Genomic DNA, 20,427 nt, shown 5'->3' with positions numbered 1-20,427 from the left:
GCCCCACACGTGGCGCGTACCGGCCCCGTACCCGGTCGTCCTCGCGTGGCGTGCGCGGTCAACAGGTCGAGCCGTGAGGGAAAGATCTGCCGGCGCCGTCAGATGGCCCCGAGGTCGACAATGACGGAGAAGGGCACGGCGGCCTTGATCGTGCCGGTGAACATCTCGCCGTCCCTGTAGGCCCTGGTGGCGGGGTCGAGGACGTAGGTGTAGATGAGGGGAACACCGGTCGCGGCCTGTTCGACGCGCCAGTAGAAGGCGATGCCGGCCTTGGCGTACTGGTCCACCTTCACGATTCGGTCGGTGGTCTCGGAGCCCGGCGACACGACCTCGACCACCAGGAGCAGGTGCTCGGGGCGGGTGGGCGTGAGGTCGATGGTGTCCGCCCGGTAGACGACGACATCCGGACGCCGGTTGACGAGCGGCACGTCCTGCAGGCGGACATCGAAGTCCGTGTCGGCGTTCCATTCGGGTCCCGCGGCGGCGTCCAGGGCATTGGCCAGGATCCGGGCCAGCCGGTTGTGCCGTTTGGACGCACTCGGACCCGCGACGACCATCCCGTCCACGATCTCGATGCCGGCGCACTGTTCCGCGGACCAGGCGTCGTACTGCTCCGCGGTGATCTGCTCGTGCATCCACGCGGGTGCGACCATATCGGCGGTCATGGCGTCCCTCCTCCTGCCCGGATGCTTGGCGGTTCCGGCGCCGCACGGCCCATCGTACGGTCCGGCACCTGCCTGGGCCTCGGCCTGCGCGGTGTCGGCGGCGAGGCGCGTCCCGGTGTCGGGGGGCCTTGTGGGGCGCGGCCCTCGGGCAGGATGGGGGCATGGTGAACCGACTCGCCCATGAGACCTCTCCGTACCTCCTCCAGCACGCCGACAACCCCGTCGACTGGTGGCCCTGGTCGCCGGAGGCGTTCGCGGCGGCGCGTAAGCGGGATGTGCCGGTGCTGCTCAGCGTGGGGTACAGCAGTTGCCACTGGTGTCACGTCATGGCGCACGAGAGTTTCGAGGACCCGACCACCGCCACGTACATGAACCGGCACTTCGTCAACATCAAGGTCGACCGCGAGGAGCGGCCCGATGTGGATGCCGTCTACATGGAGGCCGTGCAGGCCGCCACCGGGCACGGCGGGTGGCCCATGACCGTGTTCCTGAACGCCGACGGGGAGCCCTTCTACTTCGGTACGTACTTTCCGCCCGCGCCCCGCCAGGGCATGCCCTCCTTCCCGCAGGTCCTCGAAGGGGTGACCTCCGCCTGGACCGAGCGGCGGGACGAGGTCACCGAGGTGGCCGGGCGGATCGTCGGGGAGCTGGCCGGGCGGTCGCTCGCGCAGGGTGGGGATGGGGTTCCCGGGGACGAGGAGCTGGCGCAGGCGCTGCTCGGGCTGACCCGGGAGTACGACGAGCGGCGCGGCGGGTTCGGGGGCGCGCCCAAGTTCCCGCCGTCGATGGTGCTGGAGTTCCTGCTGCGCCACCACGGGCGTACGGGGGCCGAGGGCGCGCTCCAGATGGCCGCCGACACCTGTGAGGCGATGGCCAGGGGCGGGATCTACGACCAGCTCGGCGGCGGCTTCGCCCGGTACTCGGTGGACCGGGAGTGGGTGGTGCCCCACTTCGAGAAGATGCTCTACGACAACGCGCTGCTGTGCCGCGTGTACGCCCACCTCTGGCGCGCCACCGGATCCGACCTGGCGCGCCGCGTCGCCGTCGAGACCGCCGACTTCATGGTCCGTGAACTGCGCACCGCCGAGGGCGGGTTCGCCTCCGCGCTGGACGCCGACAGCGAGGACCCGGCGAGCGGGAAGCACGTCGAGGGGGCGTTCTACGTCTGGACCCCGGAGCAGCTGCGCGACGTACTGGGCGACGCGGACGGGGAGTTCGCCGCCCGGTACTTCGGCGTGACCGAGGAGGGCACCTTCGAGGAGGGGGCGTCCGTGCTTCAACTGCCCCTGGGCGAAGGGGTGGTGGACGCCGGGAAGGTTGAGGGGGTACGGCGGCGGCTGCTCGACGCGCGTGACGAACGGCCCCGCCCCGGCCGCGACGACAAGATCGTCGCCGCCTGGAACGGGCTCGCGATCGCCGCGCTGGCCGAGACCGGCGCGTACTTCGACCGGCCCGACCTGGTGGAGCGCGCCACCGAGGCCGCCGACCTGCTCGTACGGCTGCACATGGACGACGCCGCGCGGCTCGCCCGTACGTCCAGGGACGGCACGGCCGGCGCCAACGCCGGAGTGCTGGAGGACTACGCCGATGTGGCGGAAGGGTTCCTCGCGCTGGCTGGGGTGACCGGTGAGGGAGCGTGGCTGGAATTCGCCGGTTTCTTGCTGGACATTGTGCTGGACCAGTTCGTCGCGCGGGACGGCGAGGGCGGGCGCGGCACGCTGTACGACACCGCCCACGACGCCGAACGGCTCATCCGGCGCCCCCAGGACCCGACGGACAACGCGACCCCTTCCGGCTGGACGGCCGCCGCCGGCGCCCTGCTCTCGTACGCCGCCCACACCGGCTCCGCACGCCACCGGGCGGCCGCCGAAGGGGCGTTGGGTGTGGTGAAGGCCCTCGGCCCGCGCGCGCCGCGCTTCATCGGCTGGGGGCTCGCCGTCGCCGAGGCGGTCCTCGACGGCCCGCGCGAGATCGCGGTCGTCGGACCATCCTCCGGCCCCGACGGCTCCTCCTCCGGCCCCGACGGCTCCTCCTCCGGCCCCGCCGGCGACGCGCGGACGGCCGAGCTGCACCGTACGGCCCTGCTGGCGACCGCACCCGGCGCGGTCGTGGCCGCCGGAACGGCCGGCAGCGACGAGTTCCCCCTCCTCGCGGACCGGCCGCTGGTCGCGGGACAGGCCGCCGCCTACGTCTGCCGGCACTTCGTCTGCGCCGCCCCGACCACCGAAGTGGCCGCGCTCAAAGGCGAGTTGGGGGCATTTGACCGGTAAGCCCCCGGCCGTGGCCGGATTGTGACGCGACGCGAATCGGCCTGAAACGCAGTATTCACCAAAACGGCCCTCCGACCGTCACAGGTCCCCCCTAGTCTCTTCACGAGAGACACAAGGGGTACGCAGGGGGGACCTGCGTCCCGGGGGGTTTGACGGGCAGCCGGCGGCCAAGGGGGGCCTTGCCGCGGTGCGCCCAGGCCGAGGGGGGCCGTGTGGTCACGTCCGTGTTCATTGCCACCGTTTCACTTGCACTTTTCTGGATGGCCGCGTTCACGCTGTGGTGGCAGATGCATGCCTGGAGAACGCCGGAGACGCTGGCCTCGACCAGCTTCGACCGGCCCGACGGCGGCCGGGCGGGCTCGTTCTCCCTGCTCCTGCCGGCCCGTCACGAACAGGCGGTGCTGGAGCAGACCATCAAGCGGTTGCTGGAGTCCAGCCACACCGACTTCGAGATCATCGTCATCGTCGGGCACGACGACCCGGGGACGGCCGAGGTCGCCGAGCGCGCCGCGGCCCGCGACCCCGGGCGGGTCAGGGTCGTCGTCGACACCCACGAGGCGAAGAACAAACCGAAGGCGCTCAACACCGCCCTGCCGTACTGCACCGGCGAGGTCGTCGGGGTCTTCGACGCCGAGGACCAGGTCCACCCCGAGCTGCTCACCCACGTCGACCACGCCTTCCGCACCACAGGCGCCGACGTGGTCCAGGGCGGCGTCCAGCTGATCAACTTCCACTCCAGCTGGTACAGCCTGCGCAACTGCCTCGAATACTTCTTCTGGTTCCGCAGCAGGCTCCACCTGCACGCCCAGAAGGGCTTCATCCCGCTCGGCGGCAACACCGTCTTCGTACGGACCGACGTCCTGCGCGAGGCCGGCGGCTGGGATCCCCACTGCCTCGCCGAGGACTGCGACCTGGGCGTACGGCTCTCCAGCGTCGGCAAGAAGGTCGTCGTCGCGTACGACTCGGACATGGTGACCCGGGAGGAGACCCCGGGCTCCCTGATGTCCCTGCTCAAGCAGCGCACCCGCTGGAACCAGGGCTTCCTCCAGGTCTACCGCAAGAAGGACTGGAAGCAACTCCCCACGGCCGGCCAGCGGATGCTCGCCCGCTACACCCTCATGACCCCGTTCCTCCAGGCGTTCACCGGCGTGGTCATCCCGCTCAACGTGGCGATCGCGCTGTTCCTCGACGTATCCGTGGCGATCGCCTTCATCACCTTCCTGCCGCTCGTCACCGCCATGGTCACCTTCGTCTTCGAGGTGGTCGGGCTGCACGACTTCGGCAAGCAGTACGGGCTGCGCGTCCGCTTCTGGCACTACCTGAAGCTCGTCGTCGGCGGCCCCTTCTACCAGGTACTCCTCGCCGGCGCGGCGATCCGGGCCGTCTACCGCGAGCAGCGGGGGCGCGGTGACTGGGAGCTGACCAGTCACGTCGGCGCGCATCTCATCCGAGAGGACGTCCACGCGTGACCTCCACCCTCCCCGCGGTGACGCCAGAAACGGCCGTCCCCGCGCAGCGAAGGCCTGCCCCCGGACGACCCGGCGGCGCGAAGCACGACGGCGGGAAGCACGACGGCGGCAGAAGGAACAAGCGGCACCTCACAGTCCGCCCGGTGGTGCGGTTCCGGAGTTCGCGGTCCGACCTGCTGCTGTGCGGTGTGCTGCTCGTCGCGATCCTGATCGTCCAGGGCTGGAACATCCAGCACTACCCCACCCTCAGCGACGACGAGGGCACCTACCTCGCCCAGGCCTGGGCCGTCCAGGAGGGCAAGGGCCTCGCCCACTACACGTACTGGTACGACCATCCGCCGCTCGGCTGGATGCAGATCGCGTTCCTGACCTGGCTGCCGTCGCTCGTCTCACCCGAGTCGATGACCGTCGCGCCGATGCGCTTCTCGATGCTGGTCGTCAGCGCCGCCAGCGCCGTTCTGCTCTACATACTCGCCCGCCGGCTGTGGCTGCCGCGCTGGGCGGCCGGCCTGGCGATGGTCCTGTTCGGGCTGTCCCCGCTGTCCGTGGTGCTCCAGCGGGAGATCTTCCTCGACAACATCGCCGTGATGTGGATGCTGCTCGCGTTCTGCCTCGCGGCGTCGCCCAACCGGCACCTCTGGCACCACTTCGCCGCCGGCCTCGCCGCCGCCGTCGCGGTGCTCACCAAGGAGACCATGCTGGTCATCCTGCCCGCACTGCTGCTGACGATGTGGCGGCACAGCCATCGCGACACCCGTAAGTTCGCACTCACGGGCGCCATCACCGCGTGCGCGCTGATCGGGCTGTCGTACCCCCTCTTCGCCCTGCTCAAGGGGGAGTTGCTGGCGGGCGCCGGGCACGTGTCACTGTGGGACGGCATCGTCTACCAGATGAGCCGCCCCGGCTCCGGATTCGTACTCGACAGCGGTACGGGCTCCAACGGCGTCCTGCGCTCCTGGCTCTACTACGACCGGATCCTGCCGCTCGGCGGGATCGCCGGCGCCGTCCTGCTCATGCTCACCCTGCGCTGGTCCGTCACCGCCCGCGCGCTCGCCGGACCGGCACTCGCCGTGGTGATCCTCACCCTCGTCGCGCTGCGCCCGACCGGCTACCTGCCCGCGATGTACGTCATCCAGGGGCTGCCGTTCCTCGCCCTGGTGCTGGCGGGCGGCGCCGCGAGCATCACCCACGCGATCCTGCGCAAACGACGCGGGCCCCAGGAGGGCCGCACGCTGACCGCCGCCCGCTGGACGGCCCTCGCCGTGCTCGCCGCGACCTCGCTCGTGTACGTCGTACCGCGGTGGTACGAGGGCAACCACACCGCGATCACCACCGACGCCAACGCCCCCTACCGGGCGGCCGCTTCGTGGATGGCGAAGGAAGTGCCCGACCCGTCCTCGGCCCGGGTGCTGGTCGACGACGCGCTGTGGCTCGACCTGGTCCACGCCGGGTACGAACCGGGTCTGGGCGTGATCTGGTTCTACAAGGCGGACCTCGACCCCGCCGTGACCAGGACCATGCCGGGAGGGTGGCGCGACCTCGACTACGTCGTCGCCTCCCCGACCGTACGGCGCGACGCGCGCGACCTGCCCAACGTGCGGGACGCCCTCAACCATTCGACCGCCGTCGCCGTGTTCGGCGCGGGCGAGGACCGGATCGAGATCCGGCAGATCGTGGGAGGCAAGCGATGAGCATTCTTCCCCCCGTCGGAGCCGGCGAGCTCGGCGACCCGGAGCTGGAAGCGACGGCCGTGGCCGAGCCCGGAGCCGTCACCGTCATCATCCCGACCTTCAACGAGTCGGGGAACGTACGGGAGTTGCTGCGCCAGCTCACCGACGCCGTCCCGGCCAGACTGCCCTGCGAAGTCCTCTTCGTCGACGACTCGACGGACGACACACCCGCGGTGATCACCGCCGCCGCGCAGGACTGCCCCTTCCCCGTCAGCGTCATCCACCGGGAGACCCCGGACGGCGGACTCGGCGGAGCCGTCGTCGTCGGCCTCAAGGCCGCGGGCTCCGAGTGGATCGTCGTCATGGACGCCGACCTCCAGCACCCGCCCGCGCTCGTGCCCGACCTGGTCGCGGCGGGCGAGCGGGAGGCCGCGGACCTCGTCGTCGCCAGCCGCTACATCGACGGCGGCAGCCGGGCGGGACTGGCCGGCGGCTACCGCGTCGCCGTCTCCCGTGCCGCGACCTGGCTCACCAAGGGCGTCTTCCCGGGGCGCCTGCGCGGCATCAGCGACCCGATGAGCGGATTCTTCGCGATCCGGCGCAGCGCCGTCACCTCCGACGCGCTGCGGCCGCTCGGCTACAAGATCCTGCTGGAGCTGGCCGTACGGTGCCGGCCCGAGCAGCCCACCGAGGTGCCGTTCGTCTTCCGTGACCGGTTCGCCGGCGAGTCCAAGTCGTCCGCCAAGGAGGGCCTGCGCTTCCTGCGCCACCTGGTGGAGCTGCGGACGGCCTCACCGGTCGCCCGGATGCTGGCCTTCGGATTCATCGGGCTGACCGGTTTCGTACCGAACCTGCTCGCGCTGTCCGGACTGACGGCGGCCGGGCTGCACTACCTGCCGGCCGAGGTGCTGGCCAACCAGTTCGGTGTGCTGTGGAACTTCGTCCTCATCGAGGTGCTGCTCTTCCGCAGCCGGCGGGTCCACCGGCACTGGGCGGACCGGGTGGGCCGCTTCGCGCTGCTCGCCAACGCCGACCTGCTGCTGCGCATCCCGCTGATCGCGCTGTTCGTGTCGCAGTTCTCCATGGGGGTGCTGACGGCGACGGCGTGCGCGCTGCTGGCGACGTTCGTCCTGCGGTTCGCGGGGACGGAGGCGCTGGTGTATCTGCCGAAGCGGGAGCGGCGGGGTGCCGCGGCGGGGCGGACGGTGGCGCGGAGCCGGGTGGCCGTGGCGCGTGCCCGTACGGAGAGGATCAGCCGGTGAGGTTTCCGAGAACGAGCCGTGTCCGCAAGGGATTTCGTACGCCTGCGGGCAACGCGTTCCGTACGCGGCTGAGCAACGGCTTCCGTACGCCCCCGCGCCCCCGGCGCCGTACCGCGCTGCTCGCCGTCGCCGCGCTGACCGCCGGGCTGTTCCTCAGCGCCCAGCAGCCGGCGGCGGCCGGGACGAACCTCATCAAGAACCCCGGCTTCGAGACCGCCGGGACGGGCGGCGACACCATGCCGTACTGCTGGGAGCAGTCCGGCTGGGGCGACAACGACTTCACCTTCGCCACCGTCGCGGACGCCCACTCCGGCACCACGGCCCTCAAGGTGGAGCTGACCCGCCGGGCCGACGGCGACCGCAAGGCGCTGATCACGGAGACGGCGGCGTGCGCCCCGGCCGTGCAACCCGACAAGCAGTACGACCTCTCGCTCTGGTACAAGTCCACCACCCCCGACGTGTCGGTCACGCTCTTCCGGCACGACACCACGGCCGGCTGGCAGTACTGGACCGACCTCAAAACCCTTGACCTGAGCGCCGGTTACCAGCGCGCGGAGGTCCGTACCCCCGAGATCCCGCCCGGCACCGACCGGATCACCTGGGGCGTCTCCGTGTACGGCACGGGCAGTGTGACCACCGACGACTACGTCATGGAGGAGGTCGCCCCGCCCACCGTGGAGCCGACCTGCACCGGCACCACCGTGGAGTGCGCCGACGGCAGGTGGGAGGTCCTGCCCACCGACAACCCGGTGCGCTCGATGCATTCGGTGGTCCTCAAGAACGGCAAGGTCCTGCTCATCGCGGGCTCGGGCAACAGCACGGAGAACTTCGAGGCCGGTACGTTCACCTCGGCTGTCTACGACCCCGAGACGGGCACGTACCGTACGATCCCCACCCCCGACGACATGTTCTGCTCCGGTCACGTCCAACTGGCCGACGGCCGGGTGCTGGTGATGAGCGGCAACAAGGGCTACCCGTCGGCGGACGGCACGATCGGCTACCAGGGGCTCAAGGACTCGTACGTCTTCGACCCCGACACGGAGACGTACACCAGGACCAACGACCTGAACGACGGCCACTGGTACCCGTCCGCGACGGTCATGGGCAACGGTGACGTGCTGTCGTTCGGCGGCCTGCGCGAGGACTCCAGCGGATCGGTCACCGCCGAGCGCTGGTCGGCCGCGCAGAACCAGTGGCTGCCGCTCTGGCAGGTCAACCAGACCTGGTCGTACTGGGGTCTCTACCCGTCGATGATCCTCATGCAGGACGGCCGCCTCTTCTACTCCGGCAGCCACGTCTTCGGCAACGGCACCCCGGGCACCGGATCCGCGGTCTACGACTACGTCACCAACACCGTCACGGACATCCCCGGCCTGCGGAACAAGGACGAACGTGACCAGTCGGCCAGCGTGTTGCTGCCGCCCGCGCAGGACCAGCGGGTGCTGACCATCGGCGGCGGCAACATCGACTCCAACCCGGAGGCGAACCGCATCACCGACCTGATCGACCTCAAGGCGCCGAGCCCGCAGTACGTCGCGGGGCCGCCGCTGCCCCAGGGCACGGTCGACCTCGGCGCGGGGCCGCAGCCGCAGACCGGCGCTCAGGGCAAGATGTACGGCTCCGCCGTGCTGCTGCCCGACGGCAAGGTGCTGGAGACGGGCGGGGCGCTGCACAACCGCGCCAACCCGGTGTACGAGTCGTCCCTCTTCGACCCCGTGACCAACACCTTCGACCCGGTCACGGCCGACCCGGAGGCGCGCGGCTACCACTCGTCCGCGTTCCTGCTCCCCGACGGCCGCGTCATGACGACGGGCGACAACCCGGGCAACGGCACCTGGAACCACGCCGTTTCGCTCTACACACCGCCGTACCTGCTCAAGGGCCCGCGCCCGCGGATCACTTCGCTGATCGACACCGAGTGGCTGTACGGCGACACGCAGCGCATCACGGTCGACCGGCCCATCGCCAAGGCGGAGTTGATCCGGCCGGCGGCGGTGACGCACTCGTCGGATCCCAACCAGCGGTTCGTGGACCTGCCGTTGACGGTCGACGGGAACAACATCGACCTGAACGTGACGAGCAATCCCAATCTGGCGCCGCCCGGCTGGTACATGCTGTTCGCGGTCGACGCGAACGGCGTTCCCTCCGTCGCCAAGTGGGTGCACCTGGGCGGCCCGCCGGCGCTCGCCGCGAAGGCGGCGGACTCGGCCCACGTCCACGACTTCGCCGGTGACCTGGCGAAGCCCGCCAAGAAGCCGCAGAAGAAGCGGACGTCGGCGCCGGTGAGCAAGCAGATCGCGGGCTGCGACCGGCACTACGGCTCGGCGAACGTTTGCGTCCCGACCGTCTTCCCCGACACGGTGAAGGCGACGACGAAGGCGCGCTGCGCCTGGCTGGCGGCGAACGAGTACGGCCGGCTGAAGGTCAACGGCAAGGACGACCCGCTCAGGCTCGACCCGAACAGGGACGGCCTGGCGTGCGGGAAGGGAGACGTGAAGAGCGTCAGGTCCTGAGACCGGGGCCAGTTGTTCATGACGGCTTCCACCGGGAGTCGTACGTCCGCCTATGGCCGCGTTCCGGGCACGGTCCTACGATGGGGCGGCGATCGTGGCCGTGATCGTGACACCGTGACGGTGTGGCTGTGATCGACGGACCGGACCGACGGGGGGACCGCGGTGATATGCCCGCACTGCCAGGAGAACGTGCTTTACAAGGAACGCCCTTCCTACACCTGCTCCAAGTGCCACAAGGCGTTCGCCCTGGAGCCCAGGGCCAATTCCCTGCGGCTCCATGACGCCCGCTTCCTGCGCGTGGCCACGAAGCTGACCGACAACGGCCGGTTGAAGGTCACCGAGAGCCAGCTCTGGTTCGCGCTGTCCCGCAGGACGCTGGGCTCCGTGCGCGGCCCCAGGAGCGGGGTCCCCTCGGCGATCGGATGCCTGGCGTTCGGGCTGCCGGTCGGGGGCGGGCTGGCCGTCGCGGGGGTGGCCATCGGCGGTGAGGGATACATCCTGACCGGGTTCGGTGTGCTTCTCGCCGTCGCGGCCGTCATCGCCGCGGTGGGGAACGTACGGGACGGCAGGAAGCGGTACGACACGCTCCCGCTGAGCCCCTTCCGCGAACAGGCCCTGGCCCGCTGGAAGTTCGCGTACGGCGAGCTGCCGCCCGGGATCGTGGACGACGCGGTCCTGCGCCGCACGGCCCGCCCCGAACAGCCTCGGGCCGGACTCCTCTGCCCGGACCTTGCCGTGGCGTCCTTCCTGGCCGCCAACGGCATTCCGCGGCGGTACGGAGTCGAGATCGCCACCACCGTCCAGGCGCTCCCGGACGACGTGCCCGTCGTCGTGCTGCACGACGCGGGAGCCGTCGGCAGCGCGCGGGTGCTCGCCACCCGGGACGCGCTGCCGGGACGGCGCGTGGTCGACGCGGGACTGCGCCCGCGTGCCGTCATGAACGCGCCGGGCGCGGTGGTGGCCCACGGGACCGCCCCCCAGCCGGAGGTCGTCGCCCGGCTGCGAGCCGCCGGCGCGCTGACGCCCGAGGAGTTGGTCTGGCTGCTCGACGGCTGGTGGAGCCCGCTGGTCGGCGTGCGGCCCGCGACCCTCCTGAAGGCCGTCTCGGCCGTGCTCGAACGGGTCACGGGCCCGGGGGGCGACCCGGACCGGCGCAAGGCCGAGGCGCTGGGCTTTCTCACGTGGCCGGACGGGGGCGCGGCATGACGGGGGCGCGGCATGACGGGGACGCGGGCGTGACAGGGGCGCGCACGGCGGGGGCGCGGGCATGACGGGGGCGCGCACGACGGGGGGCGCGGGCATGACGGGGGCGCGGCATGAGCTTCGTACCGGACCAGGCAAGCTGAACGAGAGGGGACGCTGATGTCCCACATGGACGTCGGCCCCGGCAGGCAGGGGCAGGAGCAGGGACCGCGGAACCGGTCGCGGGGCGGGGTGCGGGACATGGAGCGGCTCGCCCAGCGCCTCCCCTTCGGCGTGGAGGTGTTCCGGCTCGGCGCCGACGGCCGGGTGCTGTTCGCGGACCGGGAGGGGGCGCGGGAGCTGGGCCCGCGGGAGGAGTTCCTGCCGTTCATCGACGACGGGCAGTTCGCCCACTACCTGGTGGGGGACGCGGGGACCTCCCCGGAGCGCCCGTCGAACGCCACCTTCAAACTCGGAGTGGTCGGCCCGCGCAGCGCGTTCACCCCGCACGCGCACGGCGGCGAGCACGTCGTTCTCAGCCTCGGGCACGCGTCCTGCGGTCTGTACGACGCCGCGCGCGGCCGGGTCACCGAGATCCGGCTGGTCCCGGGGGCGATGATCCGGATCCCGGAGATGATGCCCCACTCCTTCGCCAACCGGGGCGGGCGCCCGCTGAACATCCTCGCCGCCAACACCGGCTTCGGCATCGACCACGAGGACTACGCGATCACGGCGTCGGAGGCCGAACGCCGGGCCACCGAGGACATCGTGCGCGAACCGCGCCGGGCCGTGGGCACGGTCAGCCGCGTCGGGACGGACTTCGGGCTGCTCGCGGCCGCCCTGCGGGACATCGAACGGGTCCAGCGGGTCGAGGGCGTGGGGGCCACCACCGTGCGCGAGCGCCTGGCGGCGGGGCTGCGGCGGGTGGCGGCGGCGCTGGAGGGGCCTCGGTGACGGGGGGAGCGCCGGGGGGAGCGGGTGTACGGGGCGGGGGTGGCGCGCCCGGCGTGCGCGGTGCGTCCGGCGTGCGCGGGCGGCTCCTCGGCCGGGCGCTCGACACCGCCGTCGCGCGCGCCGGGGCGCCCGGGCGGATCCTGTTCACCGAGCGGCAGCTGTACTACGAGCTGTGCCGGGTGGTACGTCCCGTCGGCTGGGTCCCGCGCGCGCTCCCGTTCACGCCGGCGCCGCCCGTACCGTACGAACGGTTCGAGGAGGCCCTGGCCCGGCGGCGGGGTGAGGCGCCGGGGCTGCTGGGGTTGCTGGGGCCGGATCCGGGGCCCGGTTTTGGGGCGCCGGGCGATGCGTCCCCCGAGCCCGACCTCTACGACTACGGCCTGCCCCGTCTGCTCGTCTGCCAGAGCCGTTCCGTTGCGCGCATGCTCCTCGCCAACGACCTGCACCTGGAGGCCGCGTGCCCCGTGCTCGCCGCCGACGACCTGCCGCTCGACCCCCGGCTGCTGGCTGGCCTCGCGCGGGTGGAGGGCGCCACGGTCCATGTCCTGCACGACGCGAGCGTGGCCGGGATCGCGCTGACCGCGCGCCTGCGCGCCGACCATCCGGGGGTACGGGTGGCCTCGCTGGGGCTCGTCCCGCGCCACGCGATCGCCATGCGGCTCAACGCGGCGCGCGACCCGGCGCCGGTGCCGCACGGGGGCGCGTCTCCCCGCGAGGCCGTGCTCCCGGCCGGGCTGGACCGGCACGAGCGGGAGTGGCTGGCGCGGGGGCGTTCGGCCGAGGTGGAGGCCGTGCACCCGGCGCGGCTGCTCCGTACGGTCCAGCGCCTGGTGCGCGGGCCGCGCACGCCCGACCACTCGATGTGGACGGGCCTGCGGGAGCTTCGTACGGCGGGGTTCATGACCTGGCCGGCGAACTGACCGCCCCGGCGGGAAACCGAGCGGGCCAACCGAGGACCGGGCGGACGACGACCAGGCGAACGAGGACCAGGCGAACCGAGGACCAGAGACGATGAACCGGCCACGCGAAATCCCTTACAGAGACAGCCTGCTCGCCGACGGCACCGTCTACCGCGTCTACGCGGACACCGAAGACGGCGACTACGACGGCGACTTCCAGCGTGGGCGCCAGGAGTGGCGGCGGCGCGACGGCGCCAAGGTGCGCTGGCGCGACAACCACGGCGCCTCCGGCACCGACGAACTCCTCGGCGACCGCATCATCAAACGGGTCCACGAGGACGGGCGGGTGACCTACGGCCGGGACATCGGCTACGGCCGTACGGTCTGGGGCCAGGGCGAGACGGTCATGGTGAACCGGAGTTCCTTCGGCGGGCGCGTCGGCGCCCTGGTCGGCGGACTGGGCCTCGCCACCCTCGCGGTCACCGCCGCCCAATTCCCGCCGGAGAGCCTCACCCCCGAAGAGGAGGAGGAACTGCGGCAGCGGCAGGAGGCCTCACAGAGCTCGTCGGGCGGGGACTCCGGCGGCGGGTACGTGGACACGGGCGACTGGGACTCCGACGACGGCGACGGCTGGAACGACGACGACTTCGGGTGAGCCGGCCGGCTCCGAACGCGCCCTGCGGAAAGGCGGGTTCGCGGTGGTCCTCGGGGACGTACGGAACGACGAGCGGGAGAGGTGACCATGGCGCGGTTCTGCGCCTGCCTGGCGGCGGAGCCCGGACGGGCCAGGGACCAACTGGCGGCGATGGGCGTCCCGGTGCGCGACGGCGCGCCCGCGCTGGCGCTGATCGAGGACGAACCCGGTTACGCCACCGGCCCGTTCAGCGCGTACGGGCGTACCGCCGTCGGTGAGGTCACGCTCCACAACCGGCCTGCGCTGTTCGCCGCCCTCGCCGGGGCCGGTGCGCCCGCCCCGCCCGAGTGCCCGGACGGGGAGCTGCTGTTGCGCTGCTGGGTGCGGCTCGGCGCGGCCGGGATCCTCGCGGCGGAGGGCATGTTCGCGCTCGCCGTGGAGGAGGACGGTCAACTCGTCCTGATCCGCGACCAGGTGGGTGCCCGTACCCTCTTCTACGCCCGCGCCGGGGACTGCTGGGCCGCCTCGACCTCGCTGCGGGCCCTGCGCCGCTGGCCCGCGCTCGGCACGGGCCTCGAACTGGCCGCCGTACGGTCGTTCCTCACCTTCGCCTACCTTCCCGGTGAGGAGACGCTGCTGCGAGGGGTACGGGAAGTGCTGCCCGGCCGCTGTCTGCGGCTCGCGGCCGACGGCTCGGTCGCGGAGGAGCACTACTGGGAGCCGGAGGAGAGACTCGGACCTGAAGCGGCTTCCGCCGAGTCGTACGCCCTGCGGCTGCGGGAGTTGCTGGAGGAGGCGACCGCCATGCGGCTGCCCGACGCCGAGGCCGTGGGAGTGCTGCTCTCCGGCGGTGTGGACAGCTCGCTGGTGACCGCCCTCGCCGCCAAGCTGCACGCGCACCCCGTGCACACGTACTCCATCAGCTTCGGCGCCGAACTCCCCAACGAATTGGGGTACTCGGGCCTCGTCGCCGCCCACTGCGGGACCCGGCACCAGGTGCTCTCGGTGTCCGGGGACGCGGTCGCCGCGCGCCTCGCCGAGGCGGCGGCCCTGCTCGACAGCCCGGTGGGCGACCCGCTGACCGTCCCCAATCTGATGCTCGCCGAGGCCGTCGCGGGCGACGGGCTGCGGGTGGTCCTCAACGGGGAGGGCGGGGACCCGGTGTTCGGCGGCCCGAAGAACCTGCCGATGCTGGTGAACGAGATGCACCGCCGCCAACTGCCGGGCGGGGAGGCCGAGGACGCGCGCGAGACCGCGTACCTGCGCTCGTACCGCAAGTGCTTCACCGACCTGCCCGACCTGCTGACCCCCGGCGCGCTGGACGCCCTGGCCACCGCCCCCGCGCCCCAGCGCTTCGTCACGCCCTACCTGCGGCCCGCGCCCAGGGACGGCCGGATGGACCACCTCCTCAACCAGCTGCTCCACTGCAACCTGCGGACCAAGGGCGCCCACCACATCCTCACCAAGGTCGAACGGCTGACCTCCTCGCAGTCCGTCCAGGGCCGCTCCCCGCTCTTCGACCGCCGCGTGGTGGACCACGCGTTCGCGACGCCGCCCCGGTGGAAACTGAACGGGGCGGTGGAGAAGTGGGTGCTCAAGGAGGCCGTACGGGACCTGCTGCCCGCCACCGTCGTGGACCGGCCCAAGAGCGGCATGCGGGTCCCGGTCCAGCAGTGGCTCGGCGGGCCGCTGCGCGAACTGGCCGGTGACCTGCTGCTCGGCCGGGAGGCGCGCGCCCGGGGGCTCTTCCGGGAGGACACCGTCCGCGCGTGGATGCGGGGCGAGGGCGCGCTGCTGCCCCGGCAGGGCGGCAAGCTCTGGCTCGTACTGACCCTCGAACTGTGGCTGCGGGCCTACGACATCAGCTGACGGAGGACACGATGGATGCCACCCAGGGCGTTGCGGACGGCGACTTCGCCGAACCGGTCCCGCTGCTCGACCCCCGTACCGGACAGGTACGGGGCAGCTCCGCCGCCGCGCGGCAGCGGCGCGTCGCCGCCGTGGTCGCCGCCGGCCGCCTCGCCCACGCGGGCTGGCGCGCCCTGACGCCGAGAGAGCGCTCCCGGCGCCTCGACCGCCTCGCGGGCCTGATCGAGGAGCACGCGGAGCGGTACGTCGCCGCCGAACGGGCGGGCACGGGCAAGCCGTTCCACGAGGCGGCCGGCGAGGTGGAGAACGCGGCGGACCTCTTCCGCTTCTACGCCTGGGCGGCGCGCACCCAGTCCTCCCCGGCGGCGGGCGGCCTGGTCGCGGGCCACGAGAGCTGGGTCCGCTGGGAGCCCCTAGGGGTCGCCGCCGTGGTCGTGCCCTGGAACTACCCGCTGATGATGGCCGCTTGGCGCTGCGCCCCGGCCGTCGCCGCCGGGAACGCGGTCGTCGTCAAGCCCGCCGAGACGACGCCCGACTCGCTGCTGCTCCTCGCCGAGCACGCGCGCGAAACGCTCGGCGACGGCGTGGTGCAGACGTTGCCGGGCGACCGGGACACCGGGCGGCTGCTGGTGGCGGCGGACGTGGACCTGATCGCGTTCACCGGCAGCGCGGTCGCCGGGGCGGAGGTCGCGGCGCGGGCCGGCACGCGGCGCGTCAGCCTCGAACTGGGCGGCAACAGCCCGGTGGTGGTCCTGCCGGACGCCCCGGAGGACACCTGGAAGGAGCTGGCCGAGGCGACCACGTACAACGCCGGGCAGAGCTGCGCCGTACCCGCCCGGGTGATCACCCTGCGCGAGAACCACGCTTCGGTGGTCGCCCAGTTGGCCGGGGCGATGCGCGAGCGGGAGGCGGGGCGGGACTTCGGTCCGCTCAACAACGCGGACCAGGCGGCGCGTTACGACCGTATCGTCGCCCGCTCGGCGGCGAAGGTGTCGGCCGCCGGCCAACTCGGCCCGGCGGAAGGGGAGGAGGGCGGCTACTGGCGTGCGGCGCGGGTGCTCTCCGAGCTGCCCGACGACGATCCGGCGGTGGTGGAGGAGGTGTTCGGCCCGCTCCTGACCGTACAGGCGGCGGAGAGTGTCGAGGCAGCCGTCGCGCTGGCGAACGGGGTGCCGCAGGCGCTGGCCGCGAGCGTGTGGACGCGGGACATCGCGGCGGGGCTCGACCTGGCGGCGCGGCTGAACGCGGGGGAGGCGTGGCTCAACTGCCACCTGGTCCAGACGGCGGAGCTGCCGCACGGGGGCCGGGGGGCGTCGGGGCACGGTACGGATCTCAGCACGCTGGCGCTGCACGAGTACCAGCGGCCCAAGACGATCACGGCGAGGGTACGGCTGACGCCCCGGTTCGGGTGAGGGGGGAAGGGCGGGTGTTACGTACGGTCACGGCTGCCGTTCTCGGAGCCGTAGACCGCTCTCCAGCGTGTCGAACGCACGTTCGGCCAGGGTGAGCAGGTCGTCGCGGCAGCCGCGCTCGCCCCAGGAGAGGGTCGCCTCGCCGAGCGCGCCCAGGACCGCCGCCGTGAGGACGCGCAGCTCCAGGTCACCGGCGTCCCGGCCGGTGCGCTCGGCCAGCACGGCGGTGAGCAGCCGGCCCGTCACCGCCCTGGTCCCGGCCGTCCGGGCGCGGATCGCGGGGACCTCCACCGTCAGCCGGGTGCGCTGGACCAGCGCGTCGCGGTCCTCCGCCAGGAGCGTGCGCAGGGCGTCGGTGAGGGCGAATCGCAACGCGTCGAAGGGTGACTCCCCGGCGGGCCGCGCGCGCAACCCGGCCGCCAGGACGGAGTCGTACTCGTCGGAGAGGACGATGTCCTCCTTGGCCGGGAAGTAGCGGAAGACCGTGGAGGGGGAGACCTCGGCCGCCCGCGCGATCTGCTCGACGGTGGTCGCCTCGTACCCCTGCTCGGCGATGAGCCGGTAGGTGGCCCGGCGGATCCCGGCCCTGGTCCTGAGCTTCTTGCGCTCGCGGAGGCCGGGGCGCGGCGGGGGGTCCTGGTGCGGGTGGTGTGTGGGGGCGGCCATGAAGCCCATTGTCCGGGCAGGGGGATCAGGAGGCGGTCAGCAAGCGGATCAGTACTACCCGTATCAGCGGATCAGTACTACCTGTATCAGGAGTACTCGTACGCGACGAGCGAGATCCCGATGAAGTGCACGATAAACGCGGCCAGGGTGAGGGAGTGGAACACCTCGTGGAAGCCGAACCAGCGCGGTGACGGGTTCGGGCGCTTGAGGCCGTAGATGACCCCGCCCGCGCTGTAGAGGACCCCGCCGACGATCACCAGGACGAGGACGGCGATGCCGCCGGCCCGCATGAAGTCGGGCAGGAAGAAGACGGCGGCCCAGCCGAGCGCGATGTAGCAGGGGGTGTACAGCCAGCGCGGGGCGCCGACCCAGAACACCCGGAAGGCTATGCCGGCCAGCGCGGCGACCCAGACGGCCCAGAGCAGGGCGCGGCCCGACGCGTCGGGGAGCAGCAGCATGGTCAGCGGGGTGTAGGTGCCCGCGATGATCAGGAAGATGTTGGCGTGGTCGAGCCGGCGCAGGACGGCTTCGCCGCGCGGCCCCCACGTACCCCGGTGGTATATGGCGCTGACGCCGAAGAGCAGGCAGGCGGTCAGGACGTAGATCCCGCAGGCGACCCGGGCCCGTACCGAGTCCGTCAGGACGATCAGGGTCACTCCCGCGACCAGGACGGCGGGGAACATGCCCGCGTGCAGCCAGCCGCGCAGCTTGGGCTTGACCGGGCTCGGCAGCTGGATCTCGACCGGTCCCCCTTCGGCGGGCTGTGGGGGGTTCGCGAAGGAGTCGGGTGCGGCGGGAGTCATACGGTCATGCTACCTACGCCACCGTAGGTTACGTTTCCGTACAAAGCGGGCGGGTGGGTGACCAGGAGGTGGCTCGCGGGCGCCGGTGGGCGCCGCGCGGCAGTGGTCATGCTCACATGTGAGGCCCTATGGACAGATGGGCGCTATCGTCGGATGATCAAATGAGTGTGGTCGGCACCGGATGAGCGGGCTACGAAGTCGTCCGGGTCGAGGCCCCCACGGGGCAGACAACTCAAACCCCTCCTTTAGGAGCAATCGTGGCGCGCGACATCGCGGCTCCCTCCACCTCCACCTCCACCTCCACCTCCTCCGCCTTCCCGACACCGGCCCCCAGCACCTCCGTCTCCACCCTCTCCACCGCCCCGTCCCCCCACCGTGAGCTGAACCGCTGGGTCGAGGAGATCGCCGCTCTCACCCAGCCGGACCGGGTGGTCTGGTGCGACGGATCCGAGGCGGAGTACGAGCGCCTGTGCGGGGAGCTCGTCGCCCAGGGCACGTTCACCAAGCTCGACGCCGTCAAGCGGCCGAACTCGTACTACGCCGCCTCGGACCCGTCCGACGTGGCGCGCGTCGAGGACCGTACGTTCATCTGCTCCGAGAAGGAGGAGGACGCGGGCCCGACCAACCACTGGAAGGCCCCCGCCGAGATGCGGGCCGTCTTCGCCGGCGAGGACGGGATCTTCCGGGGCGCGATGCGCGGCAGGACGATGTACGTCGTGCCGTTCTGCATGGGCCCGATCGGTTCACCGCTCTCGGCGATGGGCGTCGAGATCACCGACTCCGCGTACGTCGCCGTCTCGATGCGCACGATGACCCGCATGGGCAGCGCCGTACTCCAAGAGCTGGGCGAGGACGGCGACTTCGTCAAGGCCGTCCACACGCTGGGCGCGCCGCTCGCCCCCGGCGAGGCGGACGTGCCGTGGCCGTGCAACTCCACCAAGTACATCTCGCACTTCCCCGAGGACCGCGAGATCTGGTCGTACGGCTCCGGCTACGGCGGCAACGCCCTTCTGGGCAAGAAGTGTTACGCGCTGCGCATCGCGTCCGTCATGGCGCGCGACGAGGGGTGGCTCGCGGAGCACATGCTGATCCTCAAACTCACCCCGCCCCGGGGGGAGTCGAAGTACGTGGCGGCCGCGTTCCCGTCCGCGTGCGGCAAGACGAACCTCGCGATGCTGGAGCCGACCGTCCCCGGGTGGACGGTGGAGACCATCGGCGACGACATCGCGTGGATGCGGTTCGGGGAGGACGGCAGGCTGTACGCGATCAACCCCGAGGCGGGCTTCTTCGGCGTGGCGCCCGGCACGGGCGAACACACCAACGCCAACGCGATGAAGACGCTGTGGGGCAACTCCGTCTTCACGAACGTGGCGCTCACCGACGACGGTGACATCTGGTGGGAGGGCATGACGGAGGAGGCGCCCGCGCACCTCACCGACTGGAAGGGCCAGGACTGGACACCGGAGTCGGACACCCCGGCCGCCCACCCCAACGCCCGCTTCACCGTCCCGGCGGGCCAGTGCCCGATCATCGCGCCGGAGTGGGAGGACCCGCGGGGCGTACCGATCTCGGCGATCCTCTTCGGCGGCCGCCGCGCCTCCGCCGTACCCCTGGTGACGGAGTCGTTCGACTGGCGGCACGGTGTCTTCCTGGGCGCGAACGTGGCGTCGGAGAAGACGGCGGCGGCCGAGGGCAAGGTCGGCGAACTGCGCCGCGACCCCTTCGCGATGCTGCCGTTCTGCGGCTACAACATGGGTGACTACATGGCCCATTGGCTGGAGGTGGCGGAGGACAAGGACCCGGCGCTCCTGCCGAAGATCTACTACGTGAACTGGTTCCGCAAGGACGACGACGGCCACTTCGTGTGGCCGGGCTTCGGCGAGAACAGCCGCGTCCTGAAGTGGATCGTGGAACGCCTGGAGGGCACGGCGGAAGGCGTGGAAACCCCCATCGGCATCCTCCCGACCCGCAGCTCCCTGGACACGGAGGGCCTGCGACTCTCCGAATCCCAGCTGGACTTGCTCCTCTCGGTGGACAAGGAGGTCTGGCGGGACGAGGCATCCCTGATCCCCCGCCACCTCAACACCTTCGGCGACCACACGCCAAAGGCCCTCTGGGACGAGTACGACGCCCTGGTGAACCGCCTGACCTGACGCCGC

15 protein-coding genes are annotated in these 20,427 nt (G+C 71.9%); 12 read left to right on the top strand and 3 right to left on the bottom strand.

The genetic code is table 11. The features are described 5' to 3' along the window. Nucleotides 1-98 precede the first annotated feature (98 nt). Entirely contained in the window at nt 99-665 is a 567-nt protein-coding gene (locus ACIODU_RS20235) for a Uma2 family endonuclease (RefSeq protein WP_401769211.1), read from the bottom strand. A gap of 161 nt (nt 666-826) precedes the next feature. Here ACIODU_RS20235 and ACIODU_RS20230 point away from each other — a divergent pair, with 161 nt between their 5' ends. From ACIODU_RS20230 to ACIODU_RS20180, 11 genes are all read left to right on the top strand, one after another. Next, nucleotides 827-2,935, top strand: coding sequence for a thioredoxin domain-containing protein (locus tag ACIODU_RS20230; protein ID WP_401769209.1), 2,109 nt, complete (start codon nt 827-829; stop codon nt 2,933-2,935). A 212-nt stretch (nt 2,936-3,147) separates the two neighbouring features. Then, nucleotides 3,148-4,404: a glycosyltransferase gene (locus ACIODU_RS20225; RefSeq protein ID WP_356428111.1), complete on the top strand. Its 1,257-nt coding sequence runs from the start codon at nt 3,148-3,150 to the stop codon at nt 4,402-4,404. Then, nucleotides 4,401-6,095 (top strand): phospholipid carrier-dependent glycosyltransferase, encoded by a 1,695-nt coding sequence (locus ACIODU_RS20220; RefSeq protein WP_356428108.1) that lies wholly within the window; start codon nt 4,401-4,403, stop codon nt 6,093-6,095. Before ACIODU_RS20225 ends, ACIODU_RS20220 begins: the two co-directional genes overlap by 4 nt. After that, on the top strand, nt 6,092-7,336 hold the full coding sequence (locus tag ACIODU_RS20215) for a glycosyltransferase (protein ID WP_401769206.1): 1,245 nt from the start codon (nt 6,092-6,094) through the stop codon (nt 7,334-7,336). The genes ACIODU_RS20220 and ACIODU_RS20215 overlap by 4 nt, the downstream gene beginning before the upstream one ends. Nucleotides 7,337-7,404: 68 nt before the next feature. Then, nucleotides 7,405-9,849, top strand: a complete 2,445-nt coding sequence (locus tag ACIODU_RS20210) for a galactose oxidase-like domain-containing protein (RefSeq protein ID WP_401769512.1) — start codon at nt 7,405-7,407, stop codon at nt 9,847-9,849. 189 nt (nt 9,850-10,038) lie between these two features. Continuing rightward, nucleotides 10,039-11,055, top strand: coding sequence for a hypothetical protein (locus tag ACIODU_RS20205; protein ID WP_401769204.1), 1,017 nt, complete (start codon nt 10,039-10,041; stop codon nt 11,053-11,055). Between the two features lie 156 nt (nt 11,056-11,211). After that, nucleotides 11,212-11,985, top strand: a complete 774-nt coding sequence (locus ACIODU_RS20200; RefSeq protein WP_356428100.1) for a cupin domain-containing protein — start codon at nt 11,212-11,214, stop codon at nt 11,983-11,985. 53 nt (nt 11,986-12,038) lie between these two features. Continuing rightward, nucleotides 12,039-12,905, top strand: a complete 867-nt coding sequence (locus tag ACIODU_RS20195; protein ID WP_401769202.1) for a hypothetical protein — start codon at nt 12,039-12,041, stop codon at nt 12,903-12,905. Nucleotides 12,906-12,996: 91 nt separating this feature from the next. Then, nucleotides 12,997-13,539, top strand: a complete 543-nt coding sequence (locus ACIODU_RS20190; protein WP_401769200.1) for a hypothetical protein — start codon at nt 12,997-12,999, stop codon at nt 13,537-13,539. 87 nt (nt 13,540-13,626) lie between these two features. Beyond that, nucleotides 13,627-15,387 (top strand): asparagine synthetase B family protein, encoded by a 1,761-nt coding sequence (locus ACIODU_RS20185; protein ID WP_401769198.1) that lies wholly within the window; start codon nt 13,627-13,629, stop codon nt 15,385-15,387. Between the two features lie 11 nt (nt 15,388-15,398). Further along, nucleotides 15,399-16,799, top strand: a complete 1,401-nt coding sequence (locus ACIODU_RS20180) for an aldehyde dehydrogenase family protein (RefSeq protein WP_401769197.1) — start codon at nt 15,399-15,401, stop codon at nt 16,797-16,799. 27 nt (nt 16,800-16,826) lie between these two features. On the opposite strand, the gene ACIODU_RS20175 is transcribed toward ACIODU_RS20180, so the two are convergent. Then, nucleotides 16,827-17,465, bottom strand: a complete 639-nt coding sequence (locus ACIODU_RS20175; RefSeq protein ID WP_401769195.1) for a TetR/AcrR family transcriptional regulator — start codon at nt 17,463-17,465, stop codon at nt 16,827-16,829. 86 nt (nt 17,466-17,551) lie between these two features. Continuing rightward, entirely contained in the window at nt 17,552-18,268 is a 717-nt protein-coding gene (locus ACIODU_RS20170) for a hemolysin III family protein (RefSeq protein WP_356428083.1), read from the bottom strand. A gap of 257 nt (nt 18,269-18,525) precedes the next feature. Between ACIODU_RS20170 and ACIODU_RS20165 the strand changes: the two genes are divergently transcribed. Further along, a complete protein-coding gene (locus ACIODU_RS20165; protein ID WP_401769193.1) occupies nt 18,526-20,421 on the top strand; it encodes a phosphoenolpyruvate carboxykinase (GTP) in 1,896 nt (631 codons plus the stop codon). The last annotated feature ends 6 nt before the right edge of the window (nt 20,422-20,427 follow it).

It is taken from the genome of Streptomyces sp. NPDC088261 (assembly GCF_044740805.1).
Classification (GTDB): Bacteria; Actinomycetota; Actinomycetes; order Streptomycetales; family Streptomycetaceae; genus Streptomyces.
The sequence above is the reverse complement of the archived record's forward strand: the minus strand, read 5'-3'. Positions and strand labels throughout refer to the sequence as shown.